The sequence below is a fragment of the Epilithonimonas pallida genome, assembly GCF_900182975.1.
Lineage (GTDB): Bacteria > Bacteroidota > Bacteroidia > Flavobacteriales > Weeksellaceae > Epilithonimonas > Epilithonimonas pallida.
Map to the genome: position 1 here is coordinate 517,669 of NZ_FXUO01000002.1, position 16,530 is coordinate 534,198.

The 16,530-nt window shown below is 35.3% G+C and carries 18 protein-coding genes; 3 read left to right on the forward strand and 15 right to left on the reverse strand.

Going from position 1 to position 16,530, the window contains the following annotated elements; genetic code table 11:
- Positions 1-9 precede the first annotated feature (9 nt).
- On the reverse strand, positions 10-1,146 hold the full coding sequence (locus QOL71_RS05545; protein WP_283415973.1) for an NAD-dependent epimerase/dehydratase family protein: 1,137 nt from the start codon (positions 1,144-1,146) through the stop codon (positions 10-12).
- A 100-nt stretch (positions 1,147-1,246) separates the two neighbouring features.
- Here QOL71_RS05545 and QOL71_RS05550 point away from each other — a divergent pair, with 100 nt between their 5' ends.
- Genes QOL71_RS05550 through QOL71_RS05560 form a run of 3 tightly spaced genes read left to right on the forward strand, consistent with a single transcriptional unit; the run spans position 1,247 to position 4,113 of the window.
- Positions 1,247-2,251, forward strand: a complete 1,005-nt coding sequence (locus QOL71_RS05550) for a WaaS/CpsH family glycosyltransferase (RefSeq protein WP_283415974.1) — start codon at positions 1,247-1,249, stop codon at positions 2,249-2,251.
- Positions 2,252-3,106 carry a glycosyltransferase family A protein gene (locus QOL71_RS05555; RefSeq protein ID WP_283415975.1) on the forward strand — a complete coding sequence of 285 codons (855 nt, stop codon included), beginning with the start codon at positions 2,252-2,254 and terminating at the stop codon, positions 3,104-3,106.
- Positions 3,106-4,113 carry a glycosyltransferase family 2 protein gene (locus QOL71_RS05560; RefSeq protein WP_283415976.1) on the forward strand — a complete coding sequence of 336 codons (1,008 nt, stop codon included), beginning with the start codon at positions 3,106-3,108 and terminating at the stop codon, positions 4,111-4,113. The genes QOL71_RS05555 and QOL71_RS05560 overlap by 1 nt, the downstream gene beginning before the upstream one ends.
- On the opposite strand, the gene QOL71_RS05565 is transcribed toward QOL71_RS05560, so the two are convergent.
- The 14 genes from QOL71_RS05565 to QOL71_RS05630 are packed head-to-tail and all read right to left on the reverse strand — an operon-like array spanning position 4,110 to position 16,465.
- A complete protein-coding gene (locus tag QOL71_RS05565; protein ID WP_283415977.1) occupies positions 4,110-4,916 on the reverse strand; it encodes a glycosyltransferase family 2 protein in 807 nt (268 codons plus the stop codon). The genes QOL71_RS05560 and QOL71_RS05565 overlap by 4 nt on opposite strands.
- Positions 4,913-5,470, reverse strand: a complete 558-nt coding sequence (locus tag QOL71_RS05570) for an acyltransferase family protein (protein ID WP_283415978.1) — start codon at positions 5,468-5,470, stop codon at positions 4,913-4,915. The genes QOL71_RS05565 and QOL71_RS05570 overlap by 4 nt, the downstream gene beginning before the upstream one ends.
- Positions 5,458-5,988 carry an acyltransferase family protein gene (locus tag QOL71_RS05575; protein WP_283415979.1) on the reverse strand — a complete coding sequence of 177 codons (531 nt, stop codon included), beginning with the start codon at positions 5,986-5,988 and terminating at the stop codon, positions 5,458-5,460. Before QOL71_RS05575 ends, QOL71_RS05570 begins: the two co-directional genes overlap by 13 nt.
- Positions 5,985-6,947: a glycosyltransferase family 10 domain-containing protein gene (locus QOL71_RS05580; protein ID WP_283415980.1), complete on the reverse strand. Its 963-nt coding sequence runs from the start codon at positions 6,945-6,947 to the stop codon at positions 5,985-5,987. The genes QOL71_RS05575 and QOL71_RS05580 overlap by 4 nt, the downstream gene beginning before the upstream one ends.
- Positions 6,948-8,021 (reverse strand): GDP-mannose 4,6-dehydratase, encoded by a 1,074-nt coding sequence (gene gmd, locus QOL71_RS05585; protein WP_283415981.1) that lies wholly within the window; start codon positions 8,019-8,021, stop codon positions 6,948-6,950.
- Entirely contained in the window at positions 8,022-8,849 is an 828-nt protein-coding gene (locus QOL71_RS05590) for an alpha-1,2-fucosyltransferase (protein ID WP_283415982.1), read from the reverse strand.
- A complete protein-coding gene (gene fcl, locus QOL71_RS05595) occupies positions 8,850-9,773 on the reverse strand; it encodes a GDP-L-fucose synthase (RefSeq protein WP_283415983.1) in 924 nt (307 codons plus the stop codon).
- The gene (locus tag QOL71_RS05600) at positions 9,773-10,594 is read right to left on the reverse strand and encodes a hypothetical protein (RefSeq protein ID WP_283415984.1); all 822 of its coding nucleotides are present in this window, start codon (positions 10,592-10,594) and stop codon (positions 9,773-9,775) included. The genes fcl and QOL71_RS05600 overlap by 1 nt, the downstream gene beginning before the upstream one ends.
- A 3-nt stretch (positions 10,595-10,597) precedes the next feature.
- Positions 10,598-11,851: an ABC transporter ATP-binding protein gene (locus tag QOL71_RS05605; RefSeq protein ID WP_283415985.1), complete on the reverse strand. Its 1,254-nt coding sequence runs from the start codon at positions 11,849-11,851 to the stop codon at positions 10,598-10,600.
- Positions 11,848-12,438: an acyltransferase gene (locus QOL71_RS05610; protein ID WP_283415986.1), complete on the reverse strand. Its 591-nt coding sequence runs from the start codon at positions 12,436-12,438 to the stop codon at positions 11,848-11,850. The genes QOL71_RS05605 and QOL71_RS05610 overlap by 4 nt, the downstream gene beginning before the upstream one ends.
- Before the next feature lie 11 nt (positions 12,439-12,449).
- On the reverse strand, positions 12,450-13,301 hold the full coding sequence (locus QOL71_RS05615) for an ABC transporter permease (RefSeq protein WP_283415987.1): 852 nt from the start codon (positions 13,299-13,301) through the stop codon (positions 12,450-12,452).
- Positions 13,302-13,318: 17 nt separating this feature from the next.
- Positions 13,319-14,179, reverse strand: a complete 861-nt coding sequence (gene rfbA, locus QOL71_RS05620) for a glucose-1-phosphate thymidylyltransferase RfbA (protein ID WP_283415988.1) — start codon at positions 14,177-14,179, stop codon at positions 13,319-13,321.
- A 10-nt stretch (positions 14,180-14,189) separates the two neighbouring features.
- A complete protein-coding gene (rfbB, locus tag QOL71_RS05625) occupies positions 14,190-15,269 on the reverse strand; it encodes a dTDP-glucose 4,6-dehydratase (RefSeq protein ID WP_283415989.1) in 1,080 nt (359 codons plus the stop codon).
- Between the two features lie 29 nt (positions 15,270-15,298).
- Entirely contained in the window at positions 15,299-16,465 is a 1,167-nt protein-coding gene (locus QOL71_RS05630) for a nucleotide sugar dehydrogenase (protein ID WP_283415990.1), read from the reverse strand.
- Positions 16,466-16,530 lie beyond the last annotated feature (65 nt).

Below are 16,530 nucleotides of genomic sequence, written 5' to 3' on the forward strand. Positions count from 1 at the left end.
TTCTTGATTTTATTTGAATAATCCTTTCGCTTTCATCTCATCCAAAGAGTCATTCAATTTATTTTCCTGAATGTCCTGCTGTAAAACCCAATCTGTAAATTGTTTAATTCCTTTTTTAAAATCAAATTTTGGTTCGAAGCCAAGCTTGGATTTTATTTTTGTAAGGTCTGCAAAATTATGCCTGATATCTCCTAACCGAAAATTTCCGGTAATGGTTACAGGCACATCAATCCCGTAAGAGTCAATCAGAGTTTTAGCAACAGTCATTACATCAGTAGCAACACCAGTTCCGACATTGAAAATTTCTCCATTGGCATTGTCATTTTCTATTCCGGCGATGGTTGCATCCACAACATCATCAATAAAAACAAAATCACGGGATTCTTTTCCGTCTTCAAAGATTTTGATACCGTCATGATTTCTTATTTGGTTAGAAAAAATGGACAAAATCCCGGTGTAAGGATTCGACAAAGATTGTCCCGGACCATAAACATTCTGATACCTGAATGCAACCGGAGCAATTCCAATCGTAGGACAAACTGCCATAATCATTTGCTCCTGATTCTGCTTTGTAATTCCATAAACAGACGAAGGGTGAATCTTAGAATCCTCAGATGTTGGTAATAGCTTAAGCGTCTGATTGTCTTTGTATCTAACTTCAAAATTTCCCGTCAACATTTCTTCTTCGGTTCTGTGAGAAGGATAAACCACTCCCAATTCCGGATGCTCATATTTTCCTTCACCGTAAATTGAGCGGGAAGATGCAATAATCACTTTTTTGACTGAATTTTTTTGATTCACCAAAATATCTAGCATCAAAGCTGTTCCCTGGACATTCACCTCAGTATATTTTTCGATGCAGTACATAGATTGTCCTGTGCCGGTTTCTGCAGCATAATGAACAATTGCATCTTGTCCTTCAATCGATTTTTCAAGATCTTCACGGGATGTTACGGTTCCTTTGATAAATCGGACTTTATCCTTGATACTTTTATAAAGAGGGGAAGTGTTTTCGGGATCTGAACCATGAATCTGCTCAGACAGATTGTCAAGAACAGTGATTATGTAACCTCTGCCGGTTAATTTGAGAGCAAGATTGCTTCCGATAAATCCTGCGCCGCCTGTTATTAATATTTTTTTTATCATTTGTGAAAGTTCTTTAATAAAGAAAATTTTCAATTTGTAAAAGTACAAAAAAACCATAATTTAGCGGAAAATATTATCAGAACCGTGTTAAATTTGATTAATGAAGATATTATACGTCAATAAAAATCTTAATCTTTCGAAACCGATCGTAGATCAGTTGATCAGAATGGGTTTCGAGGTCGATGTTTTGATAGAAAATTTGCCTCAAGCTCTTGATAAATCTGCATTGGTTCATAAAATCGGAAATATTTTTTCAAGATTAATCTTGAAAGACAAAAATTATTTCATCAAAAAAGAAAAACAGCTTTTTGAAAAATTCGCTGAAAAACAATTGAAGAACAAAACTTATGACATTGCTTTTTTTATAAGAGCGGATATGTATTCTGAAAAGCTTATCAAAAGAGTCAGAAAGCAGTCTGAAAAAATGGTAAGTTACCAATGGGACGGTGTAGATATGTATCCCAAAATTCTTGATTACTACAAATATTTTGACAGAAGACTGGTTTTTGATGGCAATGATATCAGAAAATACTCACAGTACAATCTTCTTTCTTTGCCGATCTATCATTATACTGAAAATATTTTTCACGATCCGGCAAAAGAAGAATTTGATCTTTTTTATGTTGGAGTAGGATTGGATGAGCGTATAAAATGGGCTTATAATATCGAAGATTATTCTAAAGAAAATGATCTGAAATTTAAGGCTATTTTGACAATTCCGGAATTCAGAGAAGAAAAGAAAACGAAATCGGTAAGTTTGCGGCATAAAGGAATCTCTTTAGCCGAGAACGAAAAATATACTGAGAAAGCAAAAGCGGTTGTAGATTTCAAAATGAGTACGCATAATGGTGTTGCTTTCCGATTTTTCGAATGCCTGAATCAGGAGCAGAAATTTGTTTCCAATAACCATAATCTTAAAGATTACGACTTTTATCATCCGGATAATATTTTCATCACAGACTTTGAAAATTTTACGGGATTAAAAGAATTTCTACAAAAACCGTATCATAAAATTGACAGGAAAATAGTTGAAAAATATGGTATTAAAAACTGGCTGAAATATGCTTTGGATTACGGAGATTATGAACCTATAAATTTGCCTTAGATGACAAAGTTTCTTACTGTTTTTACACCTACGTTCAATAGGGCTTATATTCTTTCAAAGCTTTATAACAGTCTTAAAAATCAGAGCAATAAAAACTTTATTTGGCTGATTGTGGATGACGGTTCTTCTGACGAAACTAAAACTTTAGTCCAGATGTTTCACGACGAAAATCAAATCGAAATTCATTATATTTTTCAGGAAAATAAAGGAAAGCATGTTGCTGTGAACAACGGACTGAGAAATACAAAAACTGAATTTTTTTGTGTAATAGACAGCGATGATTATCTGGCAGTAAATGCAGTTGACGAAATGGAACGTCTTTCCCATAAAATCAGGAATGATGATCAGATTGCGGGTTTTACGTTCATCAGATTTTCTGATAAAACTGTTTTTGATAAAGAAAAGTATGGAAAAAGAGAGTGGATTGTTTCCGGAAGAGCAAAGTATGACTGGGAATTTCCCGGGGAAATGATCTATTGCTACAAAACCAAAATCCATCAGCAATTCTATTTTCCGGAATTTCAAGGGGAAAAATTCTGTTCAGAGTCTCTGATACACAGAAGGATAGGGCGGAAATATAAAATATTATTTACAGACAAAGTTCTGGCTTTTGGAGATTATCTTGAAGATGGATTATCTAATGATTTTTACAAATTACTTTTGAAGAATCCCCAAGGATCATTGCTCAATATTAAAGAGCGTTTTCATGATAAATTATCCCAAGAAGAAAGATTGAATCTTGCGAAAACCTATTGGGATATCGTATCCAAAACCAACAGACCTTTCACAGAAAAATTCTTTGGAATCAATCCTCTTCTGATCCTTAGAGTTGTAATTAATAAGCACAAAAAATAATGAAAAAAATATCCATCATCATTCCTCTATACAACGCTGAAAACTATATTGTCAGGTGTCTCGACTCTATCAAAGATCAGACCTACAGAGATTTTGAAGTGATTGTCATCAATGACAAAAGCAAGGATAATTCCTGGAACATTTTGAATGATTATGTTGCTGAAAATCTAAATATTAATTTTAAAATTATTGATAATGAAATTAATCTTGGTTTAAGTAGAACGAGAAACAAAGGAATGGATCTGGCGACAGGCGATTACATTCTTTTTATGGATAATGATGATACTTTGGCCGATGAGTTTTCTCTTCAGCATTTTATCGATAAAACGGAAAATGATCCGGATATTGTACTTGGAAAGACACGTTTTTTGCTCAATGATGTTCCGAAAGAAAGTCATTATCACACACTCAAAAATAATAAAGAAAGTTATATAAGTAAGGAAATTCTTGACGGATTTTTCTCTGGAGAATGGGCAGTAACGGCCTGGAACAAATTATATAAAACTGATTTTCTGAGAAAGAATCATCTCAAATTTCTGGATGATCTTTTGCACGAGGATGAACTTTGGGCATTTGAGACAGCGGTTGCTGCGGAGAAAATCAATTTTTTAGAGCAAAAAACTTATGTTTATTATTCCTTGTCAAACCCTGCCTCTATGACAGCCACAATAGGACTGAAAAACATAGAACATTATCTTATTATCTTGGCAAAAAAGTTGGAGATTGCTAAAGAAAAACATCTTTATACAAGAACAAATCTGGTTGAAAAATATCTTAAGAATTTTGCAAACTTTACGATTCTGAGTAATGTCTGCAAAATGGATTTTGAGATTTTTAAAAGTTTCTATAAGAGAATAGGAAAGGAGTTTGAAAAGAACTTCCCTGAAAAAGATTTGTTCTCACTTAATCCGATTTTGGCTTACTATCTTTATAAAATTAAGTTTGACAAAGACTTTTTCCTGTACGGGAAATTCCCAAAATATATCAATCCCCTTTTGAAAATCTAATCGATATATTTTCTTTCGTAATTACTTTTTCTATAAATTAACCCATAGATTTTGTCCTTGAATTGTCTCAGTATTGTTCCTGGTTTCCCATTGTAGAATTTGGAATATTCATCAAAATATTTTGCCATATTCTGGATTTCTTCGGAAACGTTTTCCGCCAGATATTTTTTTTGTTCAGAGAAACTCAAATCCGTATTGGTGTTACTGATGCCGGTTTTTTCGAAGATGCTGATAAATTCGTTAACATACTTCTGAGAAATATTATGATGAATGAACAAATCCATCATAAAAGTCCAGTCAGAAGCAATTCTATTGTTTTCATCATACATGCCGTACTTATCGAAAAGTTCTTTTTTAAAAAACGCTGACTGATGACAAATCGGTTCTTTTAAAAGACTTCCGATAGTTATTCTAGATGGGATTCTGTATTCATATTTTTTACGGTTTTCCAGTTCATAATATGCATTTCCGTAAACGATATCTTCATTATTAAAATGAGGTGCAATGCTTTCCAGAATTTCGGGTGAAGAAAAACGGTCTCCGCTATTCATAAAGATCAAGTATTCTCCTTTAGCATTTGCAATCCCTTTATTCATAGCGTTGTAGATCCCTTTGTCGGGCTCACTGATCCAGAAATTGATTTGCGAAGAATAGGATTCTAATAATTCTTTACTGCCATCAGTGGAGCCGCCATCAATGACTATAAATTCTATATCCTTAAAGGTTTGGCTTACCACGCTTTTGATGGTTTCTTCCAATCCAAACTTATTATTATAGGCTACTGTGATGATGCTGATTGTCATGGGGCAAAAATAGGTTTTTCTTCTTTCATAATTAATTTCTTTCCCAGATTTTGAAAAGGCTTTTCTATGAATTGATAAGTTAGATAAGAGAATGCTGAAGATAAAATTAATGTTAATGAAAAGAACAGAATGAAATTAACGATAGGAGATGCCAAATAAAGTGCATTTAAATGATATCTTGCAAGCCAGAAAAAGATAATGAAGTGAATAATGTAGAGACTGTAACTGATTGTCCCGATCTGCCGGAACAATCTGTTGTCAAGTAGGCAGAGCTTCTTTTTGCTCAATAAAATAGCAATTCCAAAAGAAAAGTAAGCGAATAGCATATAATTCTGATAAAACAAACGTTCCTGCAGGAAAAAAGATGCGATATATAATAAACCTAACATCAAATAACTGAACCACGAAACTGCTTTCAACGACTGCTGTTTTATTACGAAGAAATAGAGTATGATTCCCATTGCAAAAACAGGCAGCTGTGCAGGAAAGAAAAGATATATATATATGCCGTTTTTTCCTTCGTTTCCTATAATGTTTTCAGTTACAATATACATAATGATCTGATGATTAAAGAGATGATGAAAAAAATCACAGCATGATCCAGGGTTTTTATTTTATACAATACAAATGGGATAATGGCATAAAATGTCATCTCTACGGTAATAGACCAGCCGCCCGGCACAAGGTCATTCATGGTCTGAAGAGAAAAACCGTGAACGAAAAAGAAATTCGATAAAATATTCGTTGCAGAAATCTGATTATAGGTCAGAATTCCTAAAATCGTGTAATAGAAGATTGCCAGATAATACATCGGGGCAATTCTCAGAAACCTTTTGATGAAAAAATCTTTGATTATCATAAGTTTAGGAAAATCTCTTTTTTTATCAAGTGTCAGGAAGATTGTAAATGCGCTTACGATAAAAAACAGCCACACCCCAAAGCCACCATTTTTGGCAGCCGTAATAATGAAATTGGAAGAGTTTTTGTCTCCGCTTATCTGGAAAGAGTGTACCGCAATAACGCCTAAAATAGCCCAGCCTCTCAGTAAATCGATAAAATAAATTCTTTTCATATCACCGATTTTACTTTTTCTTCCAATATATTTAGCCACTCCCAAATCACTTCCGCTGCATGATCTGTGAATGGTTTTAGCCGGCAGAATTCTTCGTACGCATTTTTGTCTTTCCAAAGCAGATTAACCTTATCAAATAAGAGCTGAGGATTTTCCGGATCAAAAAATAATACAGCATCCTGATTGATGATTTTAGGATCCGGCCTGTTATGACTTCCCCAATAGATAGGGATACTTCCCGCAATAATAGCTTCAAAAAGCTTTTCTGTGACATAACCTTTCGTATTGCTGTTCTCAGGACAGATGTTGAATCTGAATGTTTTGAGATATTCAATTTTATTATCACCAAATTTTTCCTGCAGGTCATTGGTGTTTTTGAGAAAGCTGCCTGCACATTTTACAGTTTCTATGGGAACGAGCAGATCAATGATAGTTTTTCTGATGCCGTTGTTATCGGCTCTGGATATGTTAGCGCAGAAATTTTCGCGATTATTATTATGTCTGTGCTTTGGATCGTTGTAAGAATCAATCAAAGATTTGATATCTTCAAAACTTGCATTTGAAGGGATGATGTATAGAATCCAAAGGGGAAACCGGAGATATTTCTTATCATCCAGATAAGAAAAACCAAGAGATAAGTCATGATTCTTCAAATGATATTTTTTAAAAATAAAGGAAGGATGTTCCTGATTTTCAATATTTTCTCCTGTGAAAAATATTTTTGGGCTTCTGATGAAATTAGAAATTTTAGGATTTCCAACAACGGAAAGAAATGTGATTTTCTTTCCGTTTGGATTGATGTTCCTGTGTTTAATGAACTGTGTAAACCAGCTGGCATCAGAATTAGGCAAAGCCCAAAAATTGTAATACCGTATATTGTCATTGCTATATTTCCGCTGATCCTTCCGGAAGCGTTTATAATCAGCAATTGCATTTTTTATGAGGTTTTTGAGGCTCAACTAGGATAATTTAAGATCTTCCCGCATCATTTCTTTTACTAGGCCTGCAAGATCGTATTTCGGTTCCCAGCCGAGCTTTGTTTTCGATTTCGTAGGATCTCCAATTAAAAGATCAACTTCTGTCGGGCGGTAATATTGAGGATCGATTTTTACAACCACTTTTCCGATTTCTAATTGATAATCAGGATGATTGCATTTTGCCACTTTTGCCACCTCATTTTCATTTTCCCCTTCGAATGTCAATTCAATACCTGCTTCACCAAAAGCCATTCTTACAAAATCTCTTACATAAGTCGTTTTTCCGGTTGCGATGACATAATCTTCCGCAACATCCTGCTGTAGAATTCTCCACATGGCTTCAACATAATCTTTTGCGTGTCCCCAGTCTCTCTGTGCATTAAGATTTCCAAGATACAAAACCTCTTGTTTTCCTTTAGCGATTGCTGCGGCACCCATTGTAATTTTTCTTGTTACGAACGTTTCTCCTCTTCTTGGGGATTCATGATTGAAAAGAATACCGTTGCAGGCATACATATCATAAGCTTCGCGGTAATTTTTCGTGATCCAGAATCCGTAGATCTTTGCAACACCATAAGGCGAACGCGGATAGAAAGGAGAATTCTCATCATAAAAACCGGCTGAATTTTTATTTTCCTCCAAACCGCCATAGAGCTCTGAAGTCGACGCCTGATAGATTCTGGTTTTCTTTTCCAAACCCAGAATTCTTACAGCTTCCAGAATTCTCAACGTTCCGATTCCGTCAACATTGGCCACATATTCAGGAGAGTCAAATGACACCTTCACATGGGACATTGCACCCAGATTATAGATCTCATCCGGCTGAACTTCCTGGATAATTCTGATGATATTGGTAGAATCTGTCAGGTCGCCGTAATGCAGTTTAAAATTAACGTGGCTCTCGTGCTGATCTACATACAGGTGATCAATCCTTTGCGTATTAAATGAAGAAGCTCTTCTTTTGATCCCGTGAACGTTATAGCCTTTTTCTAAAAGTAGTTCTGCCAAATAAGAACCGTCCTGTCCTGTTACCCCTGTTATTAATGCTGTTTTCATCTATTTTGTTTTGTATTTATAACCTCTTATTTCTTTAATGATTTTATCTTCCGTAATCGTTTCTTCCGGATGATAGATATGGTAATAAGGAACTTCTCCCATTACGCTGGCCCATTGAGAAAATGTTGAAGGCGCTCCTAAAAGATAATTTGTCTGAGACATCAGATATTGATCTTCTATCGGCCCTTCCTTTGACTGAATTACATTTCCAAATTCCTGTTTATAACGCTCCAAATCAAATTCCTCATCATTAGTGCAAATCAGAAATTTATAATTTCCTTCCGGAACTGCAGCGAGAAATTCTTTTATTTTCCTGATGTAAAGATCATCATCGAAGAAATATTTTCCTTCCATAAAGCCTTTGTAATCCCCTCTTCTGACATGGACACTGATGATTTTTTCATCTGCATTACGCTGAAGATATTTTTGTTTTAAAGTCTCTTTGTTAACTCTTGGTTCAAACAGTTTCTGATAATGCCTGATATCTTCTTCCCTGTAAAGATCATTATTAAAAAACCAACCGTAACAAAAATTAACCAGATAATCTTTTTTGATCTGCTCTCTGTATTTTGGGATTTCTCTTTCGTCAGTAAAACCGATGATACAATTTGGGTTAAGTTTTCTATAATATCTGTTGTATAAAAATTTCTTAACCAGATAAGGCATTTTCGGCGACTCTGGAAGATTTGGGAAATCCTTGCAATATTTCTCCGTAAAAGTAGGGGAATAAAAAGTCACACCGTTTCTTCTGCAAAATGCATCTGCGTGCATAAACTGGAACAAGTCGTTGCCACGGCCACCGCCTAATATGGAGAGACAGATCAGCATCTAGTTTCTGAATTTTTTTTCATAAACATCTCTGATGCCTTCTTCCAATCCGATTTTTGCTTTCCAACCCATGTCATTAATTTTGGTAACATCCATTAATTTTCTTGGAGTACCGTCGGGTTTCGAAGTGTCCCAAACGAGATTACCTTCGTAACCGACAATTTTCTTTACCAATAGTGCCAAATCTTTGATGCTGATGTCTTCTCCGATCCCGACATTCACGTGTCCGAAATCATCATAATTCTCCATCAGAAAGATACAAGCTTCTGCTAAATCATCGGAGTGTAAAAACTCGCGCAACGGTGTTCCCGTTCCCCAAACAACAACCTCGGGAAGATTCTGTTCTTTTGCTTCGTGGAATTTTCTCAGCAAAGCAGGTAAAACGTGAGAGTTATTCAGATCATAATTATCATTCGGGCCATACATATTAGTTGGCATTGCCGAGATAAAATTAGAATTATACTGGCTTCTGTAAGCATCACACATTTTGATTCCTGCAATTTTTGCAATCGCGTAAGGTTCGTTCGTCGGTTCCAAAGTTCCTGTAAGAAGAGAGTCTTCTTTCAAAGGCTGAGGTGCCATTTTTGGATAAATGCAGCTTGATCCCAAGAACAGTAATTTTTGCACGTTATTGATATGCGCCTGATGAATCACATTATTCTGGATCATCATATTGTCATACAGAAACTCAGCTCTGTAAGTATTATTAGCTTGTATTCCGCCAACTTTTGCTGCTGCCAGGAATACATATTCCGGTTTTTCCTTTGCAAAAAAATCTGCAGTTTGTTGATAATCACGCAAATCAACTTCGCTGGAAGTTTTTGTGATAAGATTCGTAAAGCCATGCTTTTCCAATGCTCTTAGAATGGCGCTTCCCACCAGCCCGCGATGGCCTGCTACATATATTTTGGAATTCTTTTCCATTATCTTTTTATTCTGTAATATGTTCTTTTTAAGAACGATTTTATTTTATTGTCTTTAGTTTTATCAACTCTTCGAGATGCTTTTACAATTTGATGAGTATAATTTCCCTCGCTTTCTTCATCTTTAACTGAGATATTGTTTTTTTTCTGATAATATCTTACAATTATAGATAAAATAGTTTGATCGTAACGATGAGATGCAAATCCTTCTTCCTGAAGATTTCTTTCAAAAATCAGAGGATCAGCAACCAGATCAGGTCTGTAAATCATTATATCCAACCAATCTTTTACCAATTGAAAAGTTTCGGGCGTTTTTTTAATAATTGTAAATCCAGCCCAAAGTTTATTTTTTTCCAACCATTCTTTATCATTTTCAAAAAGATTCTGGAATTGCTCGATTGTTGATTTTTTAGTCCAATATTTCAGTTTCGGATCGTCTGTAAGATTTGGATTGAATCTTTTCCAGCCGTAATCCCGATTATCTCTATATTGGAAAAAAATGGCATCAGAATGATTTAATTCTTCAAATTGAGTTTTCCAGCCAACAGGGTTTTTTAGTTCACTTCCGCAATCCACATAAATTAAAATATCTCCATTATTCAACCTGGAAAGACTGTCAAAAATGACATAGGCTTTCCAGATCCAATGTCCACCTTTGTTTTTATCAATAAAAAGTGGAGAAGACTTCAACGCATAAGGCAAATCCGCATATCCGTAACGTTGTGTTTCATCAAAAACATTTAATGATTTTGCTTCTTCAATAATTCTTTTTGAAGACTGAAGAAAAGCATTGCTTCCGTATGTGATGAATTTCTTTTTCAAAACTTATTTCAAATACAAAATTCCTGCGCTATCTATCTGGAAAACCCAACCCGTCTGCATTCTTGTTCCTTCGAATTCAATTCTGATCTTATTTTTCAGATCGGTGTACATTTTCTTTCCGGGATTTGCAAGATAAGCGTGCATATATAGATTTCCTTTGTTCATTCCTTCCGGTAGGTGAATGGTTTTTTCCACTACAAATTTACCTTTAGAATATTTTTTAACACCCTCGTAATGACCTGGTGCGTAGAACATCATCGGAATATCAAAGTTATTGAAAAATAAAGATTCCAGCTCAAATTCAGCTTCTTCTTTCAATTCGCCTTCAACTCTTATAGTCAATTTATTGTCATCAAAATTCATTGGAACCATTGTTCCATTAATTCCGTTAACAGAGAAATGAGATATGCTTAAATTCGTATCTTTGATATTCAGCACATCCAGAATAGATGAATCTGCAGAGATATTGTCATTAGAATAAAGATTAATACACTCATCGATATTCCCGTCATATCTTATATTTCCTTTTTCTAGAAAAATTCCTTTGTTACAAAGCTGTTTTATCGAAGCCATATTATGACTTACAAAAAGAACGGTTCTTCCTTCGCCGTTACTTACATCTCCCATTTTTCCGAGACACTTTTTCTGAAACTCCAGATCTCCAACCGCTAAAACTTCATCAACAATCAAAATCTCTGATTCCAAATGTGCCGCAACAGCAAATGCCAGGCGGACATACATCCCGGAACTGTATCGTTTTACCGGCGTGTCAATATATTTCTCAACACCGGAAAAGTTAACAATTTCATCAAATTTTCTCGTGATTTCTTTTCTTGTCATTCCAAGAATAGCACCATTCAGAAAAACATTTTCACGACCTGTCATTTCAGGATGAAAACCTGTTCCTACTTCTAACAATGAAGCGATTCTCCCGTTGGTATATATTTTTCCGGTAGTTGGTTTTGTAACCTTGCTTAATAATTTTAGCAAAGTCGATTTTCCGGCTCCGTTTCTTCCTATAATTCCTACGGCATCACCTTGTTCTATTTCGAAATTAATATCTCTGAGAGACCAGACATAGTCACTGTTGCCCTTTGTTGTTCTGTCATTAACTTCACCAATTCTTAAATAAGGATCTTCTTTTCCCCTGATTCTGTGCCAAAAACGGTTAAGATCGTGAGACAAAGTTCCCGTTCCGACCTGTCCAAGGCGGTATTGTTTCGAAATGTCTTCTGCTTTTATTGCGATAGGTTTCATTCTCTGTGTTTTATAAATTTTGCGGGAACTCCTGCGACTACTGTATTCTCTTCAACATCTTTTGTAACAACACTTCCGGCTGCAATGACTGCTCCGTTTCCTATTTTGACGCCTGCCATTATTTGTACCGAACAGCCAATCCAAACATCATCGCCAATTTCAACGCCTCCGTTTTCCTGTTTCCATGGCTGATCCTGGATGTATATCCCTTTTTTATAAGTATGGTCGGATCCTATAATGCTTACCTGTTGAGATATTAAGCATTTCTTTCCGATTTTGATTGTTCCGCCGGCTGCTCTGATATTATTTTGTTCACCGATATAAGTATCTTCCCCGATGATTAATTTGCAATCTCTTTTATCATTTTCATTCGTCACAAAAATGACTGAATAAGCGCCGATATAAACATTTTTCCCAATTTCAAAATTATCTATATCATCATAAGAGATTCTTACACGATAATCGATATTACAATTATATTTTTTTTTAAGGTTTTCGACTTTTCTGAAATCTGTAATGATATTATCGAAAGCAGGTTCCAGATAATAGTATTTTTTTAATGTTTTGAAAAATTTGATCCAATTCATCAGTTTCAGATTTATACGGTATCCATGAAGCCTTTTTCAACTTTGTTAAAGATCACTGTTCCGATTGCCAGAATAATGAAAATAATAACAGTACTTATGATCAACATCATTGGGCTGAAATCTCCAACTCCTAACCAAGCATATTTGAAACATTCAAAAATTCCGGTTAATGGATTATAAAATGCAATCGTCTTGAAAATTCCTTTCAAACTGGAAGCAGGATAAATGACAGGAGTAGCATACATATACAAACTGATCCCGAAGCTTAGAAGCATCTGAAGATCACGGTATTTAGTCGTTAAAGAAGAGAATATCATTCCTAATCCCAATGCAAAGATTGCCATTAATGCAATTAAAAAAGGCGTTGCAAGAATCCACCAATTGGGTTGTACTTCTCCTTGAAATAAATAGTAAAAGAAAACAACCAGGAATAATGCCATTTGTACGCCGAGTTTCATTAAGTTAGAAAATACAATGGATATAGGCATTACGAGTCTTGGAAAGTAAACTTTTCCAAAAATGCTGGCATTAGCCGTAAAAACATTAGAAGTGGAATTAAGACAAGTTGAAAAATAATTCCACAAAGTGATTCCCGCCAGATAAAACAAAATTTTAGGAGCTCCGTCTGTTGATAATTTAGCAATATTACCAAATACAACAAGATAAACGATTGTTGTGAAAATCGGATTAATAAAAAACCAAATTGGTCCCAGAATAGTCTGCTTAAAGCTGGAAACAAAATCTCTTTTAACGAACATGTAAACCAAATCCTTGTAGCGCCAAACTTCTTTCAGATTAAGATCTAAAAGAGAATGACTGGATTCTATCGTTTCTGTCCATTGATGTTTATGAGAATCACTCATTTGTGCTTGTGTTTGAGTTATTTAATAAGGTTTTTCAGATATTCACCATATCCGCTTTTACCATATTTTGCGGCTGTTTCCAGAAGTTTTTCTTCATTAATGAATTTGTTCCTGAAAGCAATTTCTTCTATGCACCCGATTTTGAAGCCTTGTCTCTTTTCGATTACGCTTACGAATTCGGAAGCATCATTTAAAGAATCGAAAGTTCCCGTATCGAGCCAAGCAGTACCTCTGTCTAATACGCCTACTTCCAGTTTTCCATTTTGAAGATAAACATTGTTCACATCAGTGATCTCAAGTTCTCCTCTTGCAGAAGGTTTAATGTTTTTGGCAATTTCTACAACATCGTTGTCGTAAAAATATAATCCGGGAACAGCGTAATTTGATTTTGGCTGTAAAGGCTTTTCTTCAATAGAAACGGCCTTAAATTCATCATCAAATTCCACAACACCATATCTTTCCGGATCCGAAACGTGGTAAGCGAAAACTACACCTCCATCAGGATTTGTCTTATTTTTAAGCAAAGTTCCCATTTCGGAACCGTAGAAAATATTGTCGCCTAAAACCAATGCAGCGGCATCATCTCCGATAAATTGATCTCCTAAAATAAATGCCTGTGCGAGACCATCAGGACTTGGTTGTACCACATATTCAATATTACAGCCGATTTGAGAACCGTCACCTAAAAGTTTAACGAATCCTGCCTGATCATGTGGAGTTGTAATTATCAAAATATCTTTAATTCCTGCTAATAATAAAGTGGATAGCGGATAATAGATCATCGGTTTGTCGTAAACAGGCATCAGCTGCTTACTGACAGCAATGGTAAGAGGGTAAAGTCTTGTTCCGGAACCTCCGGCTAAAATTATACCTTTCATCTTGTGTTATTTAATTGTATTGCTTTTCGTAATATTTCTGGTAATCTCCGCTTGTTACATTCTCCAGCCATTCTTTATTTTCAAGATACCAGTCGATGGTTTTTGCCAAACCTTCTTCGAACGTTACAGATGGTTTCCATCCAAGATCAGAATTAAGTTTTGTAGCATCGATTGCGTAACGTTTGTCGTGACCCGGTCTGTCTTTTACAAAGGTGATCAGCTTTTCAGAATAGCCTTCCGGTCTTCCTAGTTTTGCATCCATTTGTTTGATCAGTTCTTTTACAAGATCAATATTCTGCCATTCGTTGAAACCTCCAATATTGTAAGTTTCACCCGTTTTAGCTTCATTAAAAATCTGATGGATTCCTTTTGCGTGGTCGATTACGAATAACCAGTCTCTTGTATATTTTCCGTCACCATAAATAGGTAAAGGCCTTTCATTAATAATATTTGAAATACAAAGAGGAATTAGTTTTTCAGGGAAATGATTCGGACCGTAATTGTTAGAGCAATTTGAAATAATAAACGGCATTCCGTACGTATTTCCATAAGCTCTTACCAAATGATCGGAAGCTGCTTTCGAAGCTGAATATGGCGATTGCGGATCATAGGCTGTTGTTTCTAAAAAGAATCCTGTCTCTCCTAAACTTCCGTAAACTTCATCTGTAGAAACATGATAGAAAAGATTTGTTCTTTTTTCGTTAGGAAATCTTCCGTGAGTGTGATCGGGATTTAATGTCCAGAATTCTTTACAAAGATTCAAAAGATTCGCGGTTCCGTTTACATTTGTGTTGATAAATGCCATCGGATCGGTAATACTTCTGTCCACGTGACTTTCTGCGGCTAAATGCACAACTGCATCCGGGTTATATTTTTCAAAAACTTTTCTTAATTCTTCAGGTTTGGTGATGTCGGCTTTTTCGAAAACATAATTAGGCTCATTTTCAATGTCCTTAAGGTTTTCAAGATTTCCCGCGTAGGTAAGAGCGTCAAGATTGATGATCGTTGTCTCGGGATTGTTTTTTACAAACTCTCTTACAACGTGCGACCCAATAAAGCCGGCTCCTCCGGTGATAATAATATTCTTCATAAATGTTTTTATAAAAATAACTTTTAATTTTAATCGTTTCCGAATAAATCTCTAGTGTATACTTTTTCTTTCACATCCTCCAATTCTGGTGTATTTCGGTTGGATATGATAATGTCACATTCTAGTTTAAAAGCATCTAAATCCCGAGTAACCTTCGAACCGAAAAAAGTTTCTTCTTTCAGAACAGGTTCATAAACAACTACTTCCACGCCTTTTGCTTTGATTCTTTTCATAATACCTTGTATTGCAGATGCCCGGAAATTGTCTGATCCGGATTTCATTATTAATCGATAAACACCGACTTTCTTTGGTTTTTTTTCCAAAATAGAGTCCGCAATAAAATCTTTTCTTGTGCGATTAGCATCTACAATAGCCTGGATAAGATTATTGGGAACCGAATTATAATTAGCAAGTAATTGCTTAGTGTCTTTTGGAAGACAATAACCGCCATAACCAAAAGATGGATTATTATAATGAGAACCGATTCTTGGATCCAGTCCTACACCTTCTATAATCTGACGGCTGTCCAATCCATGGATTTGGGAATAACTGTCCAGCTCATTGAAGTAAGCTACACGCATTGCCAAATAGGTATTCGAGAATAATTTGATAGCTTCTGCTTCTGTTGCATTGGTAAAAAGAGTGGGGATATCTTTTTTTATAGCGCCTTCTTTCAAAAGATCCGCAAAAACCGCTGCCCGCTCACTTTGTTCACCAATAATAATTCTCGATGGGTAGAGATTATCGTAAAGTGCTTTTCCTTCCCTCAAAAATTCCGGAGAAAATATAATATTGTCAAACTCTAAATCTTTTTTCAGATTTTCTGTAAAGCCAACAGGTACAGTAGATTTTACAATGACAACTGCTTTTGGGTTATTGGTTTTAACCTCTTTTATCACATTTTCAACACTACTGGTGTCGAAGTAATTGGTAGAAGGATCGTAATCTGTTGGGGTGGCTACTATAATAAAGTCCGCACTTTTATAGGCCTCGTCTTTATCAAGACTTGCCTTTAGATTCAGATTTTTGGTTTTTAGAAATTCCGTAATTTCGGGGTCATCAATTGGAGATTGCTTATTATTGAGCATTTCAACTTTTTCCGGAATAATGTCCAGGGCAATCACATTATGATGTTGTGCTAGCAAAACAGCATTAGACAGCCCAACATATCCGGTTCCAACAATTGTAATATTCACAAAGAATAAGTTTTAAAATTCTGGCAAAAATAAGAAAAAATTACTTGCAGTATGTATAATTGAAA

Excerpts from the sequence above, each read along its gene's own strand:
- QOL71_RS05545 (WP_283415973.1), bottom strand. The coding sequence starts at position 1,146 with ATGATAAAAAAAATATTAATAACAGGCGGCGCAGGATTTATCGGAAGC.
- QOL71_RS05550 (WP_283415974.1), top strand. The coding sequence starts at position 1,247 with ATGAAGATATTATACGTCAATAAAAATCTTAATCTTTCGAAACCGATC.
- QOL71_RS05555 (WP_283415975.1), top strand. The coding sequence starts at position 2,252 with ATGACAAAGTTTCTTACTGTTTTTACACCTACGTTCAATAGGGCTTAT.
- QOL71_RS05560 (WP_283415976.1), top strand. The coding sequence starts at position 3,106 with ATGAAAAAAATATCCATCATCATTCCTCTATACAACGCTGAAAACTAT.
- QOL71_RS05565 (WP_283415977.1), bottom strand. The coding sequence starts at position 4,916 with ATGACAATCAGCATCATCACAGTAGCCTATAATAATAAGTTTGGATTG.
- QOL71_RS05570 (WP_283415978.1), bottom strand. The coding sequence starts at position 5,470 with ATGTATATTGTAACTGAAAACATTATAGGAAACGAAGGAAAAAACGGC.
- QOL71_RS05575 (WP_283415979.1), bottom strand. The coding sequence starts at position 5,988 with ATGAAAAGAATTTATTTTATCGATTTACTGAGAGGCTGGGCTATTTTA.
- gmd (WP_283415981.1), bottom strand. The coding sequence starts at position 8,021 with ATGAAAACAGCATTAATAACAGGGGTAACAGGACAGGACGGTTCTTAT.
- QOL71_RS05590 (WP_283415982.1), bottom strand. The coding sequence starts at position 8,849 with ATGCTGATCTGTCTCTCCATATTAGGCGGTGGCCGTGGCAACGACTTG.
- fcl (WP_283415983.1), bottom strand. The coding sequence starts at position 9,773 with ATGGAAAAGAATTCCAAAATATATGTAGCAGGCCATCGCGGGCTGGTG.
- QOL71_RS05605 (WP_283415985.1), bottom strand. The coding sequence starts at position 11,851 with ATGAAACCTATCGCAATAAAAGCAGAAGACATTTCGAAACAATACCGC.
- QOL71_RS05610 (WP_283415986.1), bottom strand. The coding sequence starts at position 12,438 with ATGAATTGGATCAAATTTTTCAAAACATTAAAAAAATACTATTATCTG.
- QOL71_RS05615 (WP_283415987.1), bottom strand. The coding sequence starts at position 13,301 with ATGAGTGATTCTCATAAACATCAATGGACAGAAACGATAGAATCCAGT.
- rfbA (WP_283415988.1), bottom strand. The coding sequence starts at position 14,179 with ATGAAAGGTATAATTTTAGCCGGAGGTTCCGGAACAAGACTTTACCCT.
- rfbB (WP_283415989.1), bottom strand. The coding sequence starts at position 15,269 with ATGAAGAATATTATTATCACCGGAGGAGCCGGCTTTATTGGGTCGCAC.